The organism is Catenulispora rubra, from assembly GCF_015356825.1.
Taxonomy (GTDB): Bacteria; Actinomycetota; Actinomycetes; order Streptomycetales; family Catenulisporaceae; genus Catenulispora; species Catenulispora rubra.
This window is the reverse complement of record NZ_JAACYW010000260.1, coordinates 1-16,481: the sequence shown is the minus strand read 5'-3', so window position 1 is coordinate 16,481 and position 16,481 is coordinate 1. Positions and strand designations below refer to the sequence as shown.

Genomic DNA, 16,481 nt, shown 5'->3' with positions numbered 1-16,481 from the left:
GGGGTCGAGGAAGGGGAAGCGGCGCCATTCGTGGACCAGGCGGGTTTGGGTGCGCATGGCTTCTGCGTCGGTGGTGGGGGTGGCTGCGCTGAAAGTGGCGACGAAGGCCTCGTAGTCGGCTTCCAGGGTGCTGAGGTTCCAGGCTCGGGCGACCATCGCGGGTTGGTTGCCGATGGTGCCGTGGGCGGCGGTGAACGACATCGCGCCTTGGGTCAGGTCGAGGTCGTGGAGGACTTCGCGTGCCTCTTGTTCGCGGCTGGGGTTCGGGTTGATCCAGATGCCGGGGTCGGGGGTGCCGAAGCCGGCCCAGGTGAGGCGGGTGCGGAGGCGGTGGCGGAGGTCGCGGCGGGTTTCGGGGACGGTCACCAGGAGCATCAGCCAGCGGCCGTCCCACGGCGGCGTCGCGGGCGTGGCGCGGCCGAAGGTGAAGATGCGGTCGGCGCCCTCGGTCAGCAGGTGCCGCCCCTCGGGGGTCAGGGTCCAGCGGACGCGGCGGCCCACGCGCTCGGAGGTGATCCAGCCCTCGGCGGAGGCGCGGGCCAGCGCCTGGCGGGCCGCCTTCTCCTCGACGCCCTCGCTGCTCAGCGCCTCCACCAGCGTCGATGTCCATGGCGGGCGCTCGCGCGGGAGGACGTACTCGCCGAGCAGCGTCATCAGCAGCGAGCGTGCGCTGACCGTGTTCATCTCGCGACGCCGGGTGACGCGCGGCCACACCTCGGACCCCTCCATGACGCACCACGGTACCGGTGCGCGGCGTCAATTTTCTGTCGAGTGCACGGGTTTCCGTTGCCTTTAAATCGAAGGTGTGGGGGTGGTTCCCCCTGTGAATGGAATGGCGATGGGTGGTGTCGGGGGAGAGGTGTGTCAGGGCTTGATCGAATACGGGCTCGGAGCGGTCGCGCTATGTCCGCTTTTACTGCGGATTCCGCGGCTGGCGACCCTTGACGCTCGTTACGTCCATCACTTTTCATAGCCCGAACACACGGGTCGCTCATGACCCGGACTCCCCAGGCACGGAGGCGGTAGCGGAGTATGACCGAGATCTTGGCCCGGCCTTCCGCCTCGGAGAGCTCGAAGTCCCACCCGGCCGCCACAGACGATGCCGCTACCAAAGACGCGCCCAAACCCGAACTCGCCCGCTCCCTCGGCCTCGTCGGCGCGGTCCTGCTCACCCTCTCCTGCCTGACCCCGGCCAGCTCCCTGTTCGTGATCGTCCCCGGCCTGTTCGCCACGCAGGGCACCGGCACCGCCCTCACCCTGGCGATAGCCGGCGTCCTGTGCGTCGGCGTCGCCTTCTGCTACTCCGAACTCGGCACCCTGATCCCCTCGGCCGGCGGCGAGTACGCGATGGTCGGCTCGCTGCTGGGCCGGGTCTCCGGCTGGCTGACCTTCTTCCTGGCCGGCGTCGCGGCGTTCATCATCCCGCCGATCATCGCCATCGGGACCGGCGAATACCTGCACGCCGCCATCCCCGCGCTCCCGGTCAGCGGCGCCTACACCGGCGCGTTCGTGATGGCCGCCTCGACCGTCATGGGCGTCTTCGACCTGCGTGCCAACGCCTGGATCACCGGCGTGTTCCTGGTGCTGGAGGTGATCGCCGCCGGGCTGGTGGCCGTGCTCGGTTTCGCGCACACGCACCAGGGCGCCGGCGTCCTGCTCCACCCGGTCGTGTCCGACGGACAGCACTCCGCCGCGCTGCCCTTCGGCACGATCATGGTCGGCCTCGCCGTCGCGTTGTTCGCCCTGCAGGGGTTCTCGACCGCTGTCTACCTCTCCGAGGAGATCCAGGAGCCGCGGCGCAACGTCTCGCGCGCCGTGCTGTGGACGCTCGGCCTCGGCGCGGTCGTGGTCGTCGTCCCGACCGTCGCCATCACGCTCGGCGCGGGTGATGCCAGTGCCCTGACCGGCGCGAACTTCGACCTGATCGGGCTGGTCAAGGGCTGGAGCGACTCCGCGGTCGGCGCCTTCGTCGCGCTGTGCATCGCCGCGGCCATCGTCAACGCCGCGATCGTCATGGTGATCCAGAACTCGCGCATCCTGTTCGCCTCGGCGCGCGACAAGGCATGGCCGGCGCCGGTGAACCGGGCGCTCGGCACGGTCTCCGAACGCTTCGGCGCGCCGTGGGTCGCCACGCTCGCGGTCGGCGCGCCGGGCACCGCGCTGTGCTTCGCGCCGGTCGACACGCTCAACGGCATCACCGGCGTCGCGGTGACCGGCCTGTACCTGATCGTCGCCGTCGCGGCGCTGGTCGGGCGGCGTGGCGTGCACAAGGCGAAGGGCGCTTGGCGGATGCCGCTGTGGCCGGTCGTCCCGGTCCTGGTCGTGGGCAGCCTGGTCGGCGTCCTGTTCGAGCTCTGGCGTACTCAGCCCTCGGATCTTTACTGGACGCTCGGCGCCACAGCGGCGGCTGCGCTGTACTGGGTGCTGTACCTGCGCCCGCGCGCCGCGACGCGGTGGCTGATCGACGCCGATCCCGGCCGGCAGTGACCAGAGCGGTGGCCAAAGCGGTGGCCAAAGCGGTGGTCACAGCAGTCACCAAAATGGGAACTCCCGGAACTGGGAAAACCCATTCCGGGGGATAGCCGGATCGCTACGATGCGTAGCTGTGGGGGACGACGATCAGGTCGAGGCCGGTGCCCGAGCGCTGGCCGCGCGCATGCTGCAGCGCACCGAGGAGTTCTCGGACGCCGTCACCGCCCGGATCAACGCCCTCATCCCGGTGTACGCCGAACGGGTGCCGATCGCGGACCTGCACCGCTCCGTCTCCGACCACTATCGGGTGATCTTCGACGGGCTGCTGGACCCGGACCTGGACGGCAACGCGCCGGCTGACCTGGCCGGGCGCTCGCGCGCCGCCGAGGGCGTGCCGATGTCGGCGGTGTTCGAGGCCTACCAGATCGCGCTGTCCTTCATCTGGGAGCACCTGGCCGAATCCGCCGAGCGGGACGAGGTCGCGCCGCGGGTCGCGCTGCGTGCCGCCTCGGCGCTGTGGCGGCGGCTGTCGGGGTTCACCGACGTGATGTCCGACAGCTACCGCAGGGAGCTCGCGGCCCGGATCCGCAGCGAGGAGCAGCGCCGCTCGGCCCTGATCCAGGCGCTGCTGGAGGGGCACCTGTCGGAGCCGCAGGTGTGGGAGGCCGCCGATGCGCTGCGGCTGCCGCACCAGGGCCCGTACGTGGTCATCGCGGCGCGGGTGGCCGGCGCCGGCGAGCACGGCGTGAGCCGCGGGATCGAGGAGGGCCTGCAGCAGCAGAGCATCACCTCGGCCTGGCGGCTGCTGCACGACGTCGAGATCGGCCTGGCCAGCCTGCCACGCCCGGCCGACCAGCTGGACGTGCTCATCGACGCGCTGGCCGCGGGCAGCGTGGGCCGGGTCGGAGTCAGCCCGCTGTACGACGATCTCACCGGCACCTCCCAGGCCCTGCGCCTGGCCCGCATCGCGCTGCGCGGCTCGGCCGGCCCCGGCAAGGTGGTGGTCTTCGGCCGCGACTCGCTGTCGGTGGCGGCGGCCAGCGCCCCGGACGTGATGGCGCGCCTGTCCCGCGCCATCCTGGCCGGCCTGGAGACCATGCCGCCCGACGACCGCGCCATCCTGCTGGACACCTTCGGCGCCTGGCTCGACCACGGCGGCTCCGCCGACGAGGCCGCGCGCCGGCTGTACGTGCACCCCAACACGGTGCGCTATCGCCTGCGGCGGCTGGAGGAGCGGACCGGGCGGACGCTGTCGGATCCGCGGCAGGTCGCCGAGCTGAGCCTGGCGTTCGAGGTGGATCGGGGGCGCGTGGCTTTACTGGCGGAGGATGAGGGCGAGCGTGGGAACGGGGACGGCGAGCGCTGAGCCAGGTGCTCAGTTCCGCACGCAGACTCCGGCCCGAACAGCAGCCGCCGCAACAGCCTGCCGCAGCCACGACAGCCCGCCGCAAAAGCCCGCCGCCCCGCAGCAGCTAGCTGCCGCACGTTCGGTGCTCGCTTGCGCGAGTAGACCTCAGCCCGAGCCGCCGCGTCAGCAGCCGTGGTACTGCGTGCTCCCCGACGACTCCTATTTGGAGCTACGAAAAAGTGTCGGCGTGTTGTTCCCGGGTGTCACTCGATTGGCCGTGTAGGTGCTCGCTTTCGCACATAGACCCAGGCCGGGCCGCTGTTGGCACAGCAGCCGCCGCATGCTCGGTGCTCACCTCCGCATGTAGACCCCGGCCCGAGCCGCCGCCGCAGCAGCCGCCGCAGCCCGCTCGGCGCTCGCCACATCCAGCGCATCCCCGCTCACCAGGAACCGGTAGTACAGCGGTGCCGATACCGCGCGGATCACCTCCGCGGCGTCAGTGCCCTGCGGCACCTCCCCGCGCGCCGCGGCCTGCTCGACGCATGGGGCCCACTCCGTGATCCGCGTCGCGTAGAAGCGGTGCAGCGCTGTGGCGGTGTCGGGGTGGCTGGCGGCTGCCGTGATGACCGCCTTGAACAGTGCGCTGGAGCGCGGCTCGGTCAGTGTCTTGCGGACCAGGCGTGCGTTGGCGAGCAGGTCGCCGTCCAGGGTGCCGGTCTCGGTGCGGGGCAGGGATTGCTCCGCCATGTCGAGCAGGAGGTCCGCCACCAGCGCCGCCGGTGTGCCCCAGCGGCGGTAGACGGTGGTCTTGCCGATGTCGGCGCGGCGGGCGATGTCGGCCAGGTCCAGGGTGTCGAAGCCGGTGTCGATCAGTGCGTCCTCGGCCGCGCGCAGTGCTGCGGCGCGCGTGCGCGCCGTGCGGCCGCCTGGACGGAGCGTGCCGGGGGCCGAGGGTTCGTCGGGCATGACCCGCATCCTAATGAAACTGCGGGGCCATTAGGGGTGTCAGCCGGCGTCACCCCACAGGCGGCCGCTCCCCGGACCCCCGCTCGATCAGCCGCACCGGAACCGTCAGCGTCTCCGGCGCCCGCTCCGGCTCCGCCAGCCGCGCCGTCATCAGGTGCAGCGCGGCGTGCGCCATGCCCAGGCTGTCCTGCGCGATCACCGTCACCGGTGGATCCAGCAGCCCCGCCAGCGGGAAGTCGTCGAATCCGACCAGCGCCGGCCGGAGCTCCGGCGGCACCTCGGCCGCCAGGTGTGTCAGGACCGCGAACGTCGTCGTGACGTTCCCCGTGACCAGAGCCGTGACCGGCGCCGAGCCCGACAGCACCGCACGCAGCGCCGCGCTGATCCGCCGCTGCTCGGTCTCCCCGGTGTGCACGAGTCCGGTCACTGCGCGGCCGTCGGCGCTCAGGCACGCCCGGAAGGCCGCCGCACGTTCCCGTCCTGTGAAGATCCGCTCATGGTCGCCGATGTACGCGATGCGCGTGTGGCCGTGCGCGGCGAGCTGCCGGTACGCCATGCGCACGCCCGAGGCGTTGTCCGCCAGCACCGCGTCCGTCTCCGGCCCCGCGACCGGGCGGTCCACCGCCACCACCGCCAGGCCGGCGGCCATCTCCGGGGTCAGGTAGGAGTGGTCCGGGCCGATCGGCTCCACGACCACGCCGTCGAAGCCGCGGCGCGCCATCGACAGCACCACGGTGCGTTCGCGCTCGACGTCGTCGGCGGTGGAGGCGGCGAACACGGTCAGGCCCGAGGCGTACGCACCGCGTTCGAACTCCGCCAGCAGCGGGTTGCGGGCCGACATCTCGCGGGCCGCGACGCCGATCGTGCGGCTGGTGCCGCGCCGGAGTTGCTGCGCCTGTTCGTCGGGGCGGTATCCAAGCGTGTCTATCGCGGTCTGGACGCGGCGGGCGAACTCCGGGCCGACCGTCGGGTCGTGGTTGACAACCCTCGACACGGTGCTCAGCGCGACGCCGGCCTCGCGGGCGACGTCCACCATCGTCGGGCGTCTGGACCGGCGCCCTGAAGCCTTCGTCATGGAATATCCGCTCCACGGCCTGTCGTGACCTGATCGAGACATTCGCAGGGCTTGACGATGCCCCGGCCCGCGCGCCTAGATTAACGCGAAAATAACGTTTTCTCAAAGCACGGCGCCACTCGGTCCGCTCCCTCCACCGCGCGCCACGCGGCGGACACGTTGTCGCGAAGGAGTCAGGATGTTGTCTAAGAGTTTACGCATAGCGTGTGCCGGCGGAGCTGCCGCGCTCGCCCTGACCGCCTGCTCGTCGTCCTCCTCCGGTGGCGGCGGAGGTAAAACGCTCAAGGTCGCTTACGTCAAGTTCGGCAACGAGATCCACGTCGACGCGCACATGCAGAAGGTGAAGGCGCAGTTCGAGGCCGCACATCCGGGCATCACGGTCAAACTGGACCCGATCGCCGCCGCCGAGAACGACTACTACACCAAGATCGACCTGATGATGGGCTCCGGCTCGACCGCGCCCGACGTGGTCTACGAGGACACCTTCCTGATCAACTCCGACATCAAGGCCGGCTACCTGGCGCCGCTGGACTCCTACCTGTCGGGCTGGGCCGACTGGTCCCAGTTCCCGGACACCGCCAAGAGCGCGGCGCGCGGCCTGGACGGCAAGACCTACGGCGTCCCGATGGGCACCGACACCCGTGCGCTCTACTACAACAAGGACTTGCTGACCAAGGCCGGCATCCAGGTGCCGTGGCAGCCGAAGTCCTGGGCCGACGTCCTGACAGCGGCTAAAGCGATCAAGGCGAACGATCCCGGCGTGATCCCGCTGAACGTCTACTCGGGCAAGCCCGACGGCGAGGGCAGCACCATGCAGGGCTTCGAGATGCTGCTGTACGGCACGCAGGACACCCTCTACAACGGCTCCAGCAACAAGTGGATCGCCCCGAGCAAGGGCTTCACCGACGCGCTGCAGTTCCTCAAGGACGCCTACAGCGGCGGCCTGACCGTCCCGCCGCAGCAGGAGCTCGACCCCAACATCGGCAACGTGGTCGGCGGGCAGCTGCTGCCGCAGAGCAAGCTCGCCATCGACTTGGACGGCTCCTGGGTCACCAGCACCTGGACGGCGACCGGCGCCAAGCCCTGGCCCGCGTGGTCCACCGCGATCGGCGAGGCGGCGATGCCCACGCAGGACGGCGGCGGCAAGGGCACCACCAGCATGTCCGGCGGCTGGACGCTGTCGGTCACCGCGAAGTCGAAGAACAAGGACCTGGCCGCGCAGTTCGTCGAGCTGGCGCTGAACAAGGACAACTCCGCGTCCTACGACGACGCCGACGGCCAGATCGCGGTGCGCAACGACGTCGCCTCCGACCCCGCGTACCAGAACTCCAACCCCACCACGGCCTTCTTCACCGGCCTGGTCCCGGTCACCAACTACCGCCCGGCCTACGCCGAGTACCCGAAGGTGTCCGACGCGATCCAGGTGGCGACCGAGGCGGTGATCACCGGCCAGGCGTCGCCGGCGGACGCCACGAAGACGTACACCGAGACGCTGAAGGGCATCGTCGGCGCCGGCAATGTGGCGGCGGGCAGCAGCTGATGGTGATCGGCGAAGACCTCGCGGGCGCGGTGGGGCGGATCACGGCCCCCCGCCGCGCCCGAGCGGCCAGGGCGACCCGGCACCTGCCGCTGGCGCCGGCCCTGATCATGCTCTTCCTGTTCTTCCTCGGCCCGGTGCTGTGGAGCGTCTACAGCTCGTTCACCAACGCCGCGCTGACCGGCGACGGCGCGCAGAACCCGCAGTGGGTCGGGCTGGAGAACTTCCGCCGGCTGTTCTCCGACCCCAACGTCACCAACGGGATCTGGCTCACCGTGGTGTTCGTGCTGGGCTCGGCGGTGATCGGCCAGAACCTGCTGGGGCTGGGCATCGCGCTGCTGATGCGCGGCCGGAACCGCTGGCTGCGCGGCACGGTCGGGGCGGTCGTGGTGTCGGCGTGGGTGCTGCCGGAGGTGGTGAGCGCGTTCATCTGGTACGCGTTCCTCGGCCAGGACGGGACGCTGAACCAGGTCACGAAGGCGCTCGGGATCGGCTCCCAGGACTGGCTCTACAGCAGCCCGATGCTCGCCGTGATCATCGCCAACACCTGGCGCGGCACCGCGTTCTCGATGCTGGTCTACAACGCGGCGCTGGACGACGTGCCGACCGACGTGCAGGAGGCCGCCGAGCTGGACGGCGCGACCGGCTGGCGCCGGCTGTGGTCGGTGGTCCTGCCGCTGATCCGGCCCTCCATCGTGACCAACCTGATGCTGATCACCCTGCAGACGCTGTCGGTGTTCACGCTGATCTACGTCATGACCGCTGGCGGTCCCGGCTTCGCCAGCTCCACGCTGCCGGTCCTGATGTACCAGCAGGCGTTCAAGTTCTCCGAGGTCGGCTACGGCACGGCGATCTCGTTGCTGCTGCTGGCGATCGGTGCGGTGTTCTCGTTCGTGTACGTGCGCGTGTTGAAACCGGAGGCCTGAGATGGGGACGACGGGGATCGACACGCCGCGCCGGCGAGCCGCCGGCATGCTCACCGCGGGCATCCTGGTCCTGATCGCGGTGGCGTTCCTGGCACCGCTGGTGTGGCTGGTGCTGTCGTGCTTCGACAGCTCGGCCCAGACCTCGGTGAAGCTGCCGGATCATCCGAGCTTCGACAACTTCCGGGCCGTGATGAACACGGACATGTTGTGGCGGCCGCTGTGGAACGGGCTGCTGCTGTGCGGCGGATCGGCGCTGATCACGGTGGCGATCGCGACGCTGGCGGCGTACCCGCTGTCGCGGTACCAGACGCGCTTCCGCAAGCCGTTCCTGTACACGGTGCTGTTCGCGACCGGTCTGCCGATCACCGCGATCATGGTCCCGGTCTACGGCCTGTTCCTGCGGCTGCAACTGATCGACTCGATGCCGGCCACCGCGGTCTTCCTGGCCACGACCTCGCTGCCGTTCGCGATCTGGCTGATCAAGGGCTTCATCGACAACGTGCCGATCAGCCTGGAGGAGGCCTCGTGGGTGGACGGCGCCTCGCCCATGCAGGCGCTGCGGCACATCGTGGTGCCGCTGATCGCCCCGGGCATGTCGGTGGTCCTGATCTTCACCTTCATCCAGGCCTGGGGCAACTTCTTCGTGCCCTTCATCCTGCTGCAGAGCCCTGAGAAGCTGCCCGCCTCGGTGACGGTGTTCACCTTCTTCGGGCAGTACGGCGCGGTGGCCTACGGGCAGCTGGCGGCGTACTCGGTGCTGTACTCGATGCCCGTCGTGGTGCTGTACCTGATCGTGTCGCGGGCGATGGGAGGCGCGTTCCGGTTCGCCGGCGCGGCGAAGGGGTGAGGCGCCGATCCGTCCTTCAGCGCGGCCGACGGCTAGGATCGGCACCTCAACAAGTTGTCGCCCGGCCGCCGGTCCGGGTCCTTCAGTGGAGTGAGCAGTACGGACCACCCGGTCCCCGGACCCGACGAGAGTGGCGGCGAGCCAGACCCCGCCGCCCCGCCGTCACGCGCCCGCGCGGCCGAGCACGGATGGCTGCCGTGGGCGGTCGGTGCCGTGCTGGTGGCCACGCAGCTGGTAGTGCTCGTGTACGCGTCCGGACGGTGGCGTTCGGCCGGCGCTGCGGTGGTCGCCGTGGCGACGCTGGCGGTGATCGGGGTCGCGGTGTTCGGCGGGGACGAGCCGGGCTAGCCGGTCCGCTCCCTGATCACCTGCTCGACGGCCACTGCGGCCGCCATCGCGGCGGCGCCGGTCAGCACCGCGCTGTCGCCGAGTGCTGACACTTCCAGGCGGGGCGGATACGGCAGCTGCCCCTGAAGGCGCAGCGCGACCCGCTCCAGTAACAGATCGCCGTTCAGTCCGATGCCACCGCCGAGGATGACGAGCTCGACGTCGGCGACCGCCGCCATCACGCCGATGTAGGCGCTGATACGCCGCGCGACCTCCTCGACGACCGCGATGGCCCGCGGATGCCCGGCGCGTGCCCGGTCGAAGATCAGCTCTGTCGTCAGGTCGCCGTCGGACGTGAGCTCTGACGCGAACGGCTTCGCGTACTCGACGATCGCCGCCGCGCAGGGGTCGTTCGCGGCGAACCCCTCGGCGTCGAACGCGGTGTCCAGTTCCCCGGCCGCGCCGGAGTGGCCGCGGTGCAGGTGGCCGTGCAGCACCAGGCCCGCGCCGACGCCGGTGCCCACCGACAGGAACGCGAAGGTCTCGGCGGCCGCGCCGGTCCCGTGCGTGTTCTCGCCGAGGGCGGCGAGGTCGATGTCGTTCTCGACGGTGGACGGCACGCCGAGCGCCGCCTCGAGCTCCGTGGCGATCGCGAAGCCGTTCAGGTCCGGGATGTTCAGGGCCTGCCAGACCCGGCCGGTGTGCCGGTCCACGACGCCCGGCACGCCGGCCACCGCGTGCCGCACCGTCGCCGCCTCCACACCGGCCGCGAGGATCAGCTCGCCGGCCAGTTCCGCCGCGGCGGTCACCATGCGCGGGGCGTCCATGCCGTGCACGTCCACGTCCTGCCGGGCCGCGATCGCCGCGCCCGGCCCGGCCAGCACGCCGCGCAGCCGGTGCGCGCCGAGGTCCAGGCCCAGGGCGTGCACGCCGTCCGGCTTGGGGCCGAAGAACACCGCGCCGTGCGAGGGGTCGCGCGCCGAGTCGGGGGACTGCGTCACCAGGCCGGTGGCCAGCAGTTCCTCCAGCAGCACCGACACCGTCGGCTTGGAGATCCCGGTGAGCCGGGCGATCTCGGCCCGGGAGATCGGGTGGCCGCCCTCGATCACCGACCACACCGTCCGGATGTTCATCTCCCGGAGCGTGGCCGCGGTGACCCCGGTGGTCGGGCGAACTGCGCGGATGCTCATGGACGCAGAGTACGGCTTGGGGGCCGGTTGCGGTTCAAGGGTGTCGGCGCGTCGGGGACGACTCATCGGACGCGGCGCATTGGCACAGTGTGAGGATGCGAGCGCTGCCCGTGAGAGCTGCGTGAGAACCCATGGCCACCGCGCCGATCAGGGATTTCGCTGGAAGCGTGGCAACCAGTGTCCCCATCCTGCCCAGCGCCGACCTCGAACGGACCCGCGCGTTCTACTGCTTCCTGGGCTTCACCGTCGTGGACGCCGCCGACGAGTACCTGCGCCTGCGCTACGACGACGCGGAGGTCCACTTCTACCCGGACCCCGACATCGAGCCCGCCGCCAATCCCTCCGGGTGGTACCTGCGGGTCGAGGAGCCCGAGGAGCTGCGCGAGAAGTGGCAGAACGACGGGCTGGAGTGTCCCGACGTGCCGGTCCCGGCGGTGTACGGCCCGACGGTGTTCGCGGTGACCGATCCCGACGGCGCGTTGCTGCGCGTCGGGCCGGCCGACCGGCTCTGAGGCCGCAGCCGCGGTAGTAACAGGGCCAGGGACCGGAACGGGAACGGCGGTTCAGGGTTCAGGGCTGCGGATACCCGCTCTCGGGCTTCCACAGCTCGATCGCGTTGTTCAGGAAAAGGTGCACGTATCCGCACCGCGCGCACACCAGCCCCGTCGCGGACTGGTTGGCCCAGCCGAGGTCGAAGAGTTCCGCCCCGGTGGTGTTCAGCTTCACTTCCCGGTCGTAGAAGAGCTCCGACTGGCAGACCTGACACCGGAACGGCACCCGGTTGATCGTCACCAATGCTGCCGCTGTGCGTCTCAAGGTTCCCCCCAACCCCACGCATGAAGCACATGATCGCGCGTGATACTACGCGCGCAATATGCTGCACACCAGATCCCGGGCGTGCCGACCCGGGGCGCAGCCGCGAGCCGAGGAGCCTGGGGAGGACCGATGCCGGACTTCGCACGCGCGCGCGGATGGCGCGGGCTGGCCGCGGCGCTGGTGGTGCCGCCGCTGCTGACGGCCGTGCTCACGACCCTCACCGAGCGCCTGAACCTCAGCAGCCAGGTCCTCATCTACCTGGTCGCGCTGGTCGCGATCTCGCGGGTGTGCGGGATGGTGCCGGCGCTGGTGGCCGCGGTGTGGACCGCGCTGCTGCTGGACTACTACTTCATCTCGCCGATCCACACGTTCCGCATCGCGGTGGCCAACGATGTGATCACGTTCTTGGCGTTCGTCATCGTCGCGGTGACGGTGGCCTCGGTGGTCGAGTACTCCGGCAAGCAGTTCCGGCGCGCGACGCAGGCTGCTGCCGAGGCGGCGCAGCTGGAGGCCGCCGACCGGATGCGGACCGCGCTGCTCAACGCGGTCTCGCACGACCTGCGGGCCCCGCTGGCGGCGGCGCGGGCTTCGGTGGACACGCTGCACGATCCGCGCTTCGAGCTGTCCGCGGGCGAGCGCGAGGAACTGCTCGGCGCCGCGCAGACCTCGCTGGGCCGGCTCTCGCGGCTGGTGGAGGATCTGCTGGACATGTCGCGGTTGCAGTCCGGCGCGCTCAAGCCGCTGGTCGAGACGGTCGCGGTGGACGAGGTGATCCCGCGCGCGATCGACGACGTGCCGACGGCCGCTGGCCGCGTCACCTTCGCGGCGAACCCCGACGGCGTGCCGCCGGCGCTGGCCGACAGCGCGTTGCTGGAGCGCGTGCTGGCGAACCTGGTCGGCAACGCGGCCAAGCACACCGCCTCCCGCATCGAGCTGGTCGCCGGCATGACGGACCCCATGCAGACCAAGAACATCCTGAACGGCGAGAACGGCGAGGACGGCGACAAGGTGGAGATACGCGTGATCGACCACGGCCCCGGCATCCCGGCCACCGACCACGAGCGCGTCTTCCGTCCCTTCCAACGGCTCGGCGACCGCGACAACACCGCCGGCGTCGGGCTCGGCCTGGCGCTGGCCCGCGGGCTGGTCGAGGCGATGGGCGGCGAGCTGCGCCCCGAGGACACCCCCGGCGGCGGGCTCACGATGGTGGTGACGGTGCCTGCGCGGCCGGTGCCCTCACGGCCGGCGGCCGGCTCGCGGGAGGCGTCGTCCCGATGAAGCACCTGCTGGTGGTCGACGACGAAGCGCAGCTGCTGCTGGCCGTGCGCATCAACCTGCAGGCGCGCGGCTACGACGTCACGGTCGCCGCCGACGGCGCCGCCGGGCTGGCCGCCGCCGCGCGCCGGACCCCGGACCTGGTGGTCCTGGACCTGGGCCTGCCGGACATGGACGGTGTCCGGGTCATCGACGGCCTGCGCGGCTGGACCACGGTGCCGATCCTGGTGCTGTCCGGCCGCACCGACTCCTGGGACAAGGTGGAGGCGCTGGACGCCGGCGCCGACGACTTCGTCACCAAGCCGTTCGACATGGAGGAGCTTGCGGCGCGGGTCAGGTCCCTGATCCGCCGTTCGGAGCCGGAGAACACCACCGGGCCGGTGATCGCGGTCGGCAACCACCTCGTCGACCTCGCGGCGCGCACGGTGAAGCGGACTGCCGAGGCGTCCGCGGACGTGCCGGAGACGGTGCGCCTGACCCGGACCGAGTGGGCCGTCCTGGAGATCCTGCTGCGCCATCCCGGCCGCCTGGTCTCCAGCAAGCAGCTGCTGGCGCACGTGTGGGGGACCGAGCACGAGCCGGAGGGCAGCTACCTCCGCTTCTACTTGGCACGGTTGCGGCAGAAGCTGGAGCCCGAGCCCTCCAATCCGCGCCAGCTGCTGACCGAGCCGGGCATGGGGTATCGCTTCCAGCCGCTGGAAACTGCGGGGAAAGCGTGAGCGGAGCGCGGTCGTCGGCTTGTGAGGCGTGAGTAGTCCGTGAGAAATAAACGCCCGGACGCTAGTGCTTTCCGGGTGGCCCGGCAATAGCATCGCGGTCGTGCCAAGTGCTCTGGGGATAGCCAAACGGGTCATGGTCGGCCGGCCGATGCACAGCGAGATGCTCGGCGAGACCTTGCTTCCGAAGAAGATCGCGCTCCCGGTGTTCGCTTCGGACGCGTTGTCGTCCGTGGCCTATGCCACCGAGGAGATCCTGCTGGTGCTCTCCGCCGGCGGGCTGGCCCTGTTGCACTTCACGTGGTGGATCGCCGCGGCGGTGGGACTGCTGATGCTGGTGGTCGTCGCCTCGTATCGGCAGAACGTGCACGCCTATCCCTCCGGCGGCGGCGACTACGAGGTCGCCACCACGAACCTGGGCCCGAAGGTGGGCCTGACCGTTGCCAGTGCCCTGATGGTCGACTACATCCTCACCGTCGCGGTGTCGGTGTCCTCGGGCGTTGCGAACCTGGCCTCGGCGTTCCCGGCGCTGAACTCGCACGTCGTGCTGATCTCGGTGGTCGTGATCGCCACGATCACGCTGCTGAACCTGCGCGGGGTGCGGGAGTCGGGCACGGCGTTCGCGGTCCCGACGTACTGCTTCGTCGCGGCGGTCGGCGTGATGATCGTGACCGGGCTGGTCCGGGTCGCGTTCGGACACGGGCTGCACGCCGAGAGCGAGCACTACACGATCGTCAACACCACGCACTACAACGGCGTGCTGCTGATCTTCCTGCTGCTGCGGGCGTTCGCCTCCGGCTGTACCGCGCTCACCGGCGTCGAGGCGATCAGCAACGGCGTGCCGGCGTTCAAGCCGCCGAAGAGCAAGAACGCCGCGACGACGCTGGCGCTGCTCGGCGGGATCGCGGTGGCGATGTTCGCCGGCGTCACCGCGCTGGCGCTGGCCGGGCACGTGCACGCGGCGGACGCGGCGAACCTGTCGGGCCTGCCGGCCGGGCAGCAGCCGCGCACGGTCATCGCGCAGGTGGCGCGGTCGGTGTTCGGCGGCAACTCGCCGTTCTTCTTCCTCCTGCAGGTCGTCACGGCGCTGATCCTGGTGCTGGCGGCGAACACGGCGTTCAACGGCTTCCCGGTGCTCGGCTCGATCCTGGCCAAGGACGGCTACCTGCCGCGCCAGCTGCACACCCGCGGCGACCGGCTCGCGTTCTCCAACGGCATCCTGCTGCTCGCCGGGTTCGCCACCTTGCTGGTGGTCGCGTTCAACGCCTCGCCGACGCGGCTGATCCAGCTCTACATCGTGGGCGTGTTCGTGTCCTTCGTCTGTTCGCAGACCGGCATGATCCGGCACTGGAACCGGCTGCTGCGGGACACCGCGGACCCGGTCCAGCGGCGCCGGATGATGCAGTCGCGGGTGATCAACGCGGTCGGGGCCGGGGTGACGGCCGCGGTGCTGGTGATCGTGCTGGTCACGAAGTTCGCCAAGGGCGCGTGGATCGTGGTGCTGGCGATGCCGCTGATCTGGCTGGTGATGCGGGCCATCAACCGGCACTACGCGGCGGTGGCGCAGGAGCTGACGCCCTCGGACGACGCGGTGTTCAGCCTGCCGGCCAACAACCACGCGCTGGTCCTGGTCTCCAAGCTGCACCTGCCGACGCTGCGCGCGATCGGTTACGCCAGCGCCACGCGGCCCAGCACGCTGGAGGCGGTGACGGTGAACCTGGACGACGCCGAGGTGGAGGCGCTGAAGGCGGAGTGGGAGCGGCGCTCGATCCCGGTGCCGCTGACGGTGATCGCCTCGCCGTACCGGGAGATCACCCGGCCGATCATCGAGTACGTCAAGCGGGTCCGGACGGAGAACCCCGATGACGTCGTGACCGTCTACATCCCGCAGTACGTGCTCGGCCACTGGTGGGAGCAGGTGCTGCACAACCAGTCCGCGCTGCGTCTGAAGAGCCGGCTGCTGTTCCAGCGGCGGGTCGTGGTCGCGGCGGTGCCGTACCAGCTGGAGTCGGCGACCGCGCGCATCGAGGCCGCGAAGGCGCAGGCGCACGGAGCGTATCAGGGGAGTGCCATGACCAAGCCGAAGCAGCCCAAGCCGCCGCGTCAGAGGACCCGGCTGCAATCGTTGACGCTGGAGAACCAGGAGCTGGAGGCCGCCGAATTGTCGCAGGAGGTCTCGCCGTGCGGAGCCACGGCCATCGCCGACTGCCCGGACCGCGAGCAGGTGGTGATGGCCGGCACGCTGCGGACGGTGCGCATGCGGCCGCGCGCCGGCGTGCCGGTCCTGGAGGCCGACCTGTGGGACGGGACCGGCTCGGTGACGGTGAGCTGGCTCGGGCGGCGGCAGATACCGGGGATCGCGCCGGGGCGGCGGATCGTGGTGCGGGGGCGGATCACGACGGCCGGGGGACAGCGGGCGGTTTACAACCCGATTTATGAGTTGCGGCCGGGGCCGGCTGATTGAGGCGGCAGGGCGGCGGGTGCGGTCGGGCCGGCTGGGTGAGCGGCTGACCAGCTGCTGGCTGGCGGCGATTGAGGCGGCGGGGCAGGCCGCGGCGACTCAGTGAGCGGCCGGATGCGTGGCTGGCTGGCTGCTCGCTGGCGATCGGTCGACCGGTTGACTGAGGCAGCGGCGTGGGCGAGTGAATCAGTGGTCGGATGCGTGGCTCGCCGGCGGGTTGAGTCTCGGCCTGGCCGCTCTACCGGCGGCGCGTTTGGCTTTCCGGTCTGCGGTTATTCCTCAGCACGTGTCGACTGATACAGAACACTGCGAACCTCCCGTGTTCGCCGCACCAGGCCGGCCCGGTGCAGGATCTGCAGGTGGTACGAGACTGTTGACGGGCTCAGCCGGAGTCGGCCCGCCACCTCGCCGGTCGTCGCCGGGGCCGCCACGGCGGCCAGGATCCGGGCGCGTGTCCAGCCGATGAGTTCGCCGGGGCGCGGTGGTTCGGGGGGCGTGCCGGGGGTGCTGGGGTGGATCTGGTAG

16 protein-coding genes are annotated in these 16,481 nt (G+C 70.7%); 10 read left to right on the top strand and 6 right to left on the bottom strand.

The genetic code is table 11. From position 1 onward, the window contains the following. A partial coding sequence (locus GWK61_RS42600; RefSeq protein ID WP_194917739.1) for a PaaX family transcriptional regulator occupies positions 1-729 on the bottom strand: 729 nt, incomplete at its 3' end. A gap of 303 nt (positions 730-1,032) precedes the next feature. On the opposite strand from GWK61_RS42600, the gene GWK61_RS42595 reads away from it, so the two are divergent. Then, positions 1,033-2,487 (top strand): APC family permease, encoded by a 1,455-nt coding sequence (locus tag GWK61_RS42595; RefSeq protein WP_194917736.1) that lies wholly within the window; start codon positions 1,033-1,035, stop codon positions 2,485-2,487. 118 nt (positions 2,488-2,605) lie between these two features. Beyond that, positions 2,606-3,838, top strand: a complete 1,233-nt coding sequence (locus tag GWK61_RS42590; RefSeq protein ID WP_194917734.1) for a PucR family transcriptional regulator — start codon at positions 2,606-2,608, stop codon at positions 3,836-3,838. Positions 3,839-4,171: 333 nt separating this feature from the next. Here GWK61_RS42590 and GWK61_RS42585 read toward each other — a convergent pair whose 3' ends face one another. Then, on the bottom strand, positions 4,172-4,786 hold the full coding sequence (locus tag GWK61_RS42585; protein ID WP_194917732.1) for a TetR/AcrR family transcriptional regulator: 615 nt from the start codon (positions 4,784-4,786) through the stop codon (positions 4,172-4,174). 49 nt (positions 4,787-4,835) lie between these two features. Next, positions 4,836-5,861, bottom strand: a complete 1,026-nt coding sequence (locus GWK61_RS42580) for a LacI family DNA-binding transcriptional regulator (protein ID WP_194917730.1) — start codon at positions 5,859-5,861, stop codon at positions 4,836-4,838. Between the two features lie 178 nt (positions 5,862-6,039). Here GWK61_RS42580 and GWK61_RS42575 point away from each other — a divergent pair, with 178 nt between their 5' ends. The 4 genes from GWK61_RS42575 (at position 6,040) to GWK61_RS42560 (ending at position 9,519) form a co-directional block, all read left to right on the top strand. Then, positions 6,040-7,401 (top strand): extracellular solute-binding protein, encoded by a 1,362-nt coding sequence (locus tag GWK61_RS42575; RefSeq protein ID WP_194917728.1) that lies wholly within the window; start codon positions 6,040-6,042, stop codon positions 7,399-7,401. Continuing rightward, positions 7,401-8,324: a carbohydrate ABC transporter permease gene (locus GWK61_RS42570; protein WP_194917717.1), complete on the top strand. Its 924-nt coding sequence runs from the start codon at positions 7,401-7,403 to the stop codon at positions 8,322-8,324. The genes GWK61_RS42575 and GWK61_RS42570 overlap by 1 nt, the downstream gene beginning before the upstream one ends. Position 8,325: 1 nt before the next feature. Next, positions 8,326-9,171, top strand: coding sequence for a carbohydrate ABC transporter permease (locus GWK61_RS42565; protein ID WP_194917714.1), 846 nt, complete (start codon positions 8,326-8,328; stop codon positions 9,169-9,171). A gap of 90 nt (positions 9,172-9,261) precedes the next feature. Then, positions 9,262-9,519 (top strand): hypothetical protein, encoded by a 258-nt coding sequence (locus GWK61_RS42560; protein WP_194917712.1) that lies wholly within the window; start codon positions 9,262-9,264, stop codon positions 9,517-9,519. Here GWK61_RS42560 and GWK61_RS42555 read toward each other — a convergent pair. Beyond that, positions 9,516-10,688 carry an ROK family transcriptional regulator gene (locus tag GWK61_RS42555; protein WP_194917710.1) on the bottom strand — a complete coding sequence of 391 codons (1,173 nt, stop codon included), beginning with the start codon at positions 10,686-10,688 and terminating at the stop codon, positions 9,516-9,518. The genes GWK61_RS42560 and GWK61_RS42555 overlap by 4 nt on opposite strands. Positions 10,689-10,855: 167 nt before the next feature. Here GWK61_RS42555 and GWK61_RS42550 point away from each other — a divergent pair, with 167 nt between their 5' ends. Then, positions 10,856-11,200 (top strand): DUF8817 family protein, encoded by a 345-nt coding sequence (locus GWK61_RS42550; protein ID WP_194917708.1) that lies wholly within the window; start codon positions 10,856-10,858, stop codon positions 11,198-11,200. A gap of 58 nt (positions 11,201-11,258) precedes the next feature. On the opposite strand, the gene GWK61_RS42545 is transcribed toward GWK61_RS42550, so the two are convergent. Then, positions 11,259-11,504 carry a hypothetical protein gene (locus GWK61_RS42545; RefSeq protein ID WP_228563860.1) on the bottom strand — a complete coding sequence of 82 codons (246 nt, stop codon included), beginning with the start codon at positions 11,502-11,504 and terminating at the stop codon, positions 11,259-11,261. Between the two features lie 129 nt (positions 11,505-11,633). Between GWK61_RS42545 and GWK61_RS42540 the strand changes: the two genes are divergently transcribed. The 3 genes from GWK61_RS42540 (at position 11,634) to GWK61_RS42530 (ending at position 15,959) form a co-directional block, all read left to right on the top strand. Beyond that, positions 11,634-12,782 carry a sensor histidine kinase gene (locus GWK61_RS42540; protein WP_194917706.1) on the top strand — a complete coding sequence of 383 codons (1,149 nt, stop codon included), beginning with the start codon at positions 11,634-11,636 and terminating at the stop codon, positions 12,780-12,782. Beyond that, positions 12,779-13,498 (top strand): response regulator, encoded by a 720-nt coding sequence (locus GWK61_RS42535; RefSeq protein ID WP_194917704.1) that lies wholly within the window; start codon positions 12,779-12,781, stop codon positions 13,496-13,498. Before GWK61_RS42540 ends, GWK61_RS42535 begins: the two co-directional genes overlap by 4 nt. A gap of 133 nt (positions 13,499-13,631) precedes the next feature. Continuing rightward, positions 13,632-15,959 (top strand): amino acid permease, encoded by a 2,328-nt coding sequence (locus tag GWK61_RS42530; RefSeq protein ID WP_228563861.1) that lies wholly within the window; start codon positions 13,632-13,634, stop codon positions 15,957-15,959. A 269-nt stretch (positions 15,960-16,228) separates the two neighbouring features. Here the strand turns inward: GWK61_RS42530 and GWK61_RS42525 are convergent. After that, positions 16,229-16,481, bottom strand: a 253-nt coding sequence (locus GWK61_RS42525; RefSeq protein ID WP_194917700.1) for an ArsR/SmtB family transcription factor, incomplete at its 5' end; no start/stop codon positions are given.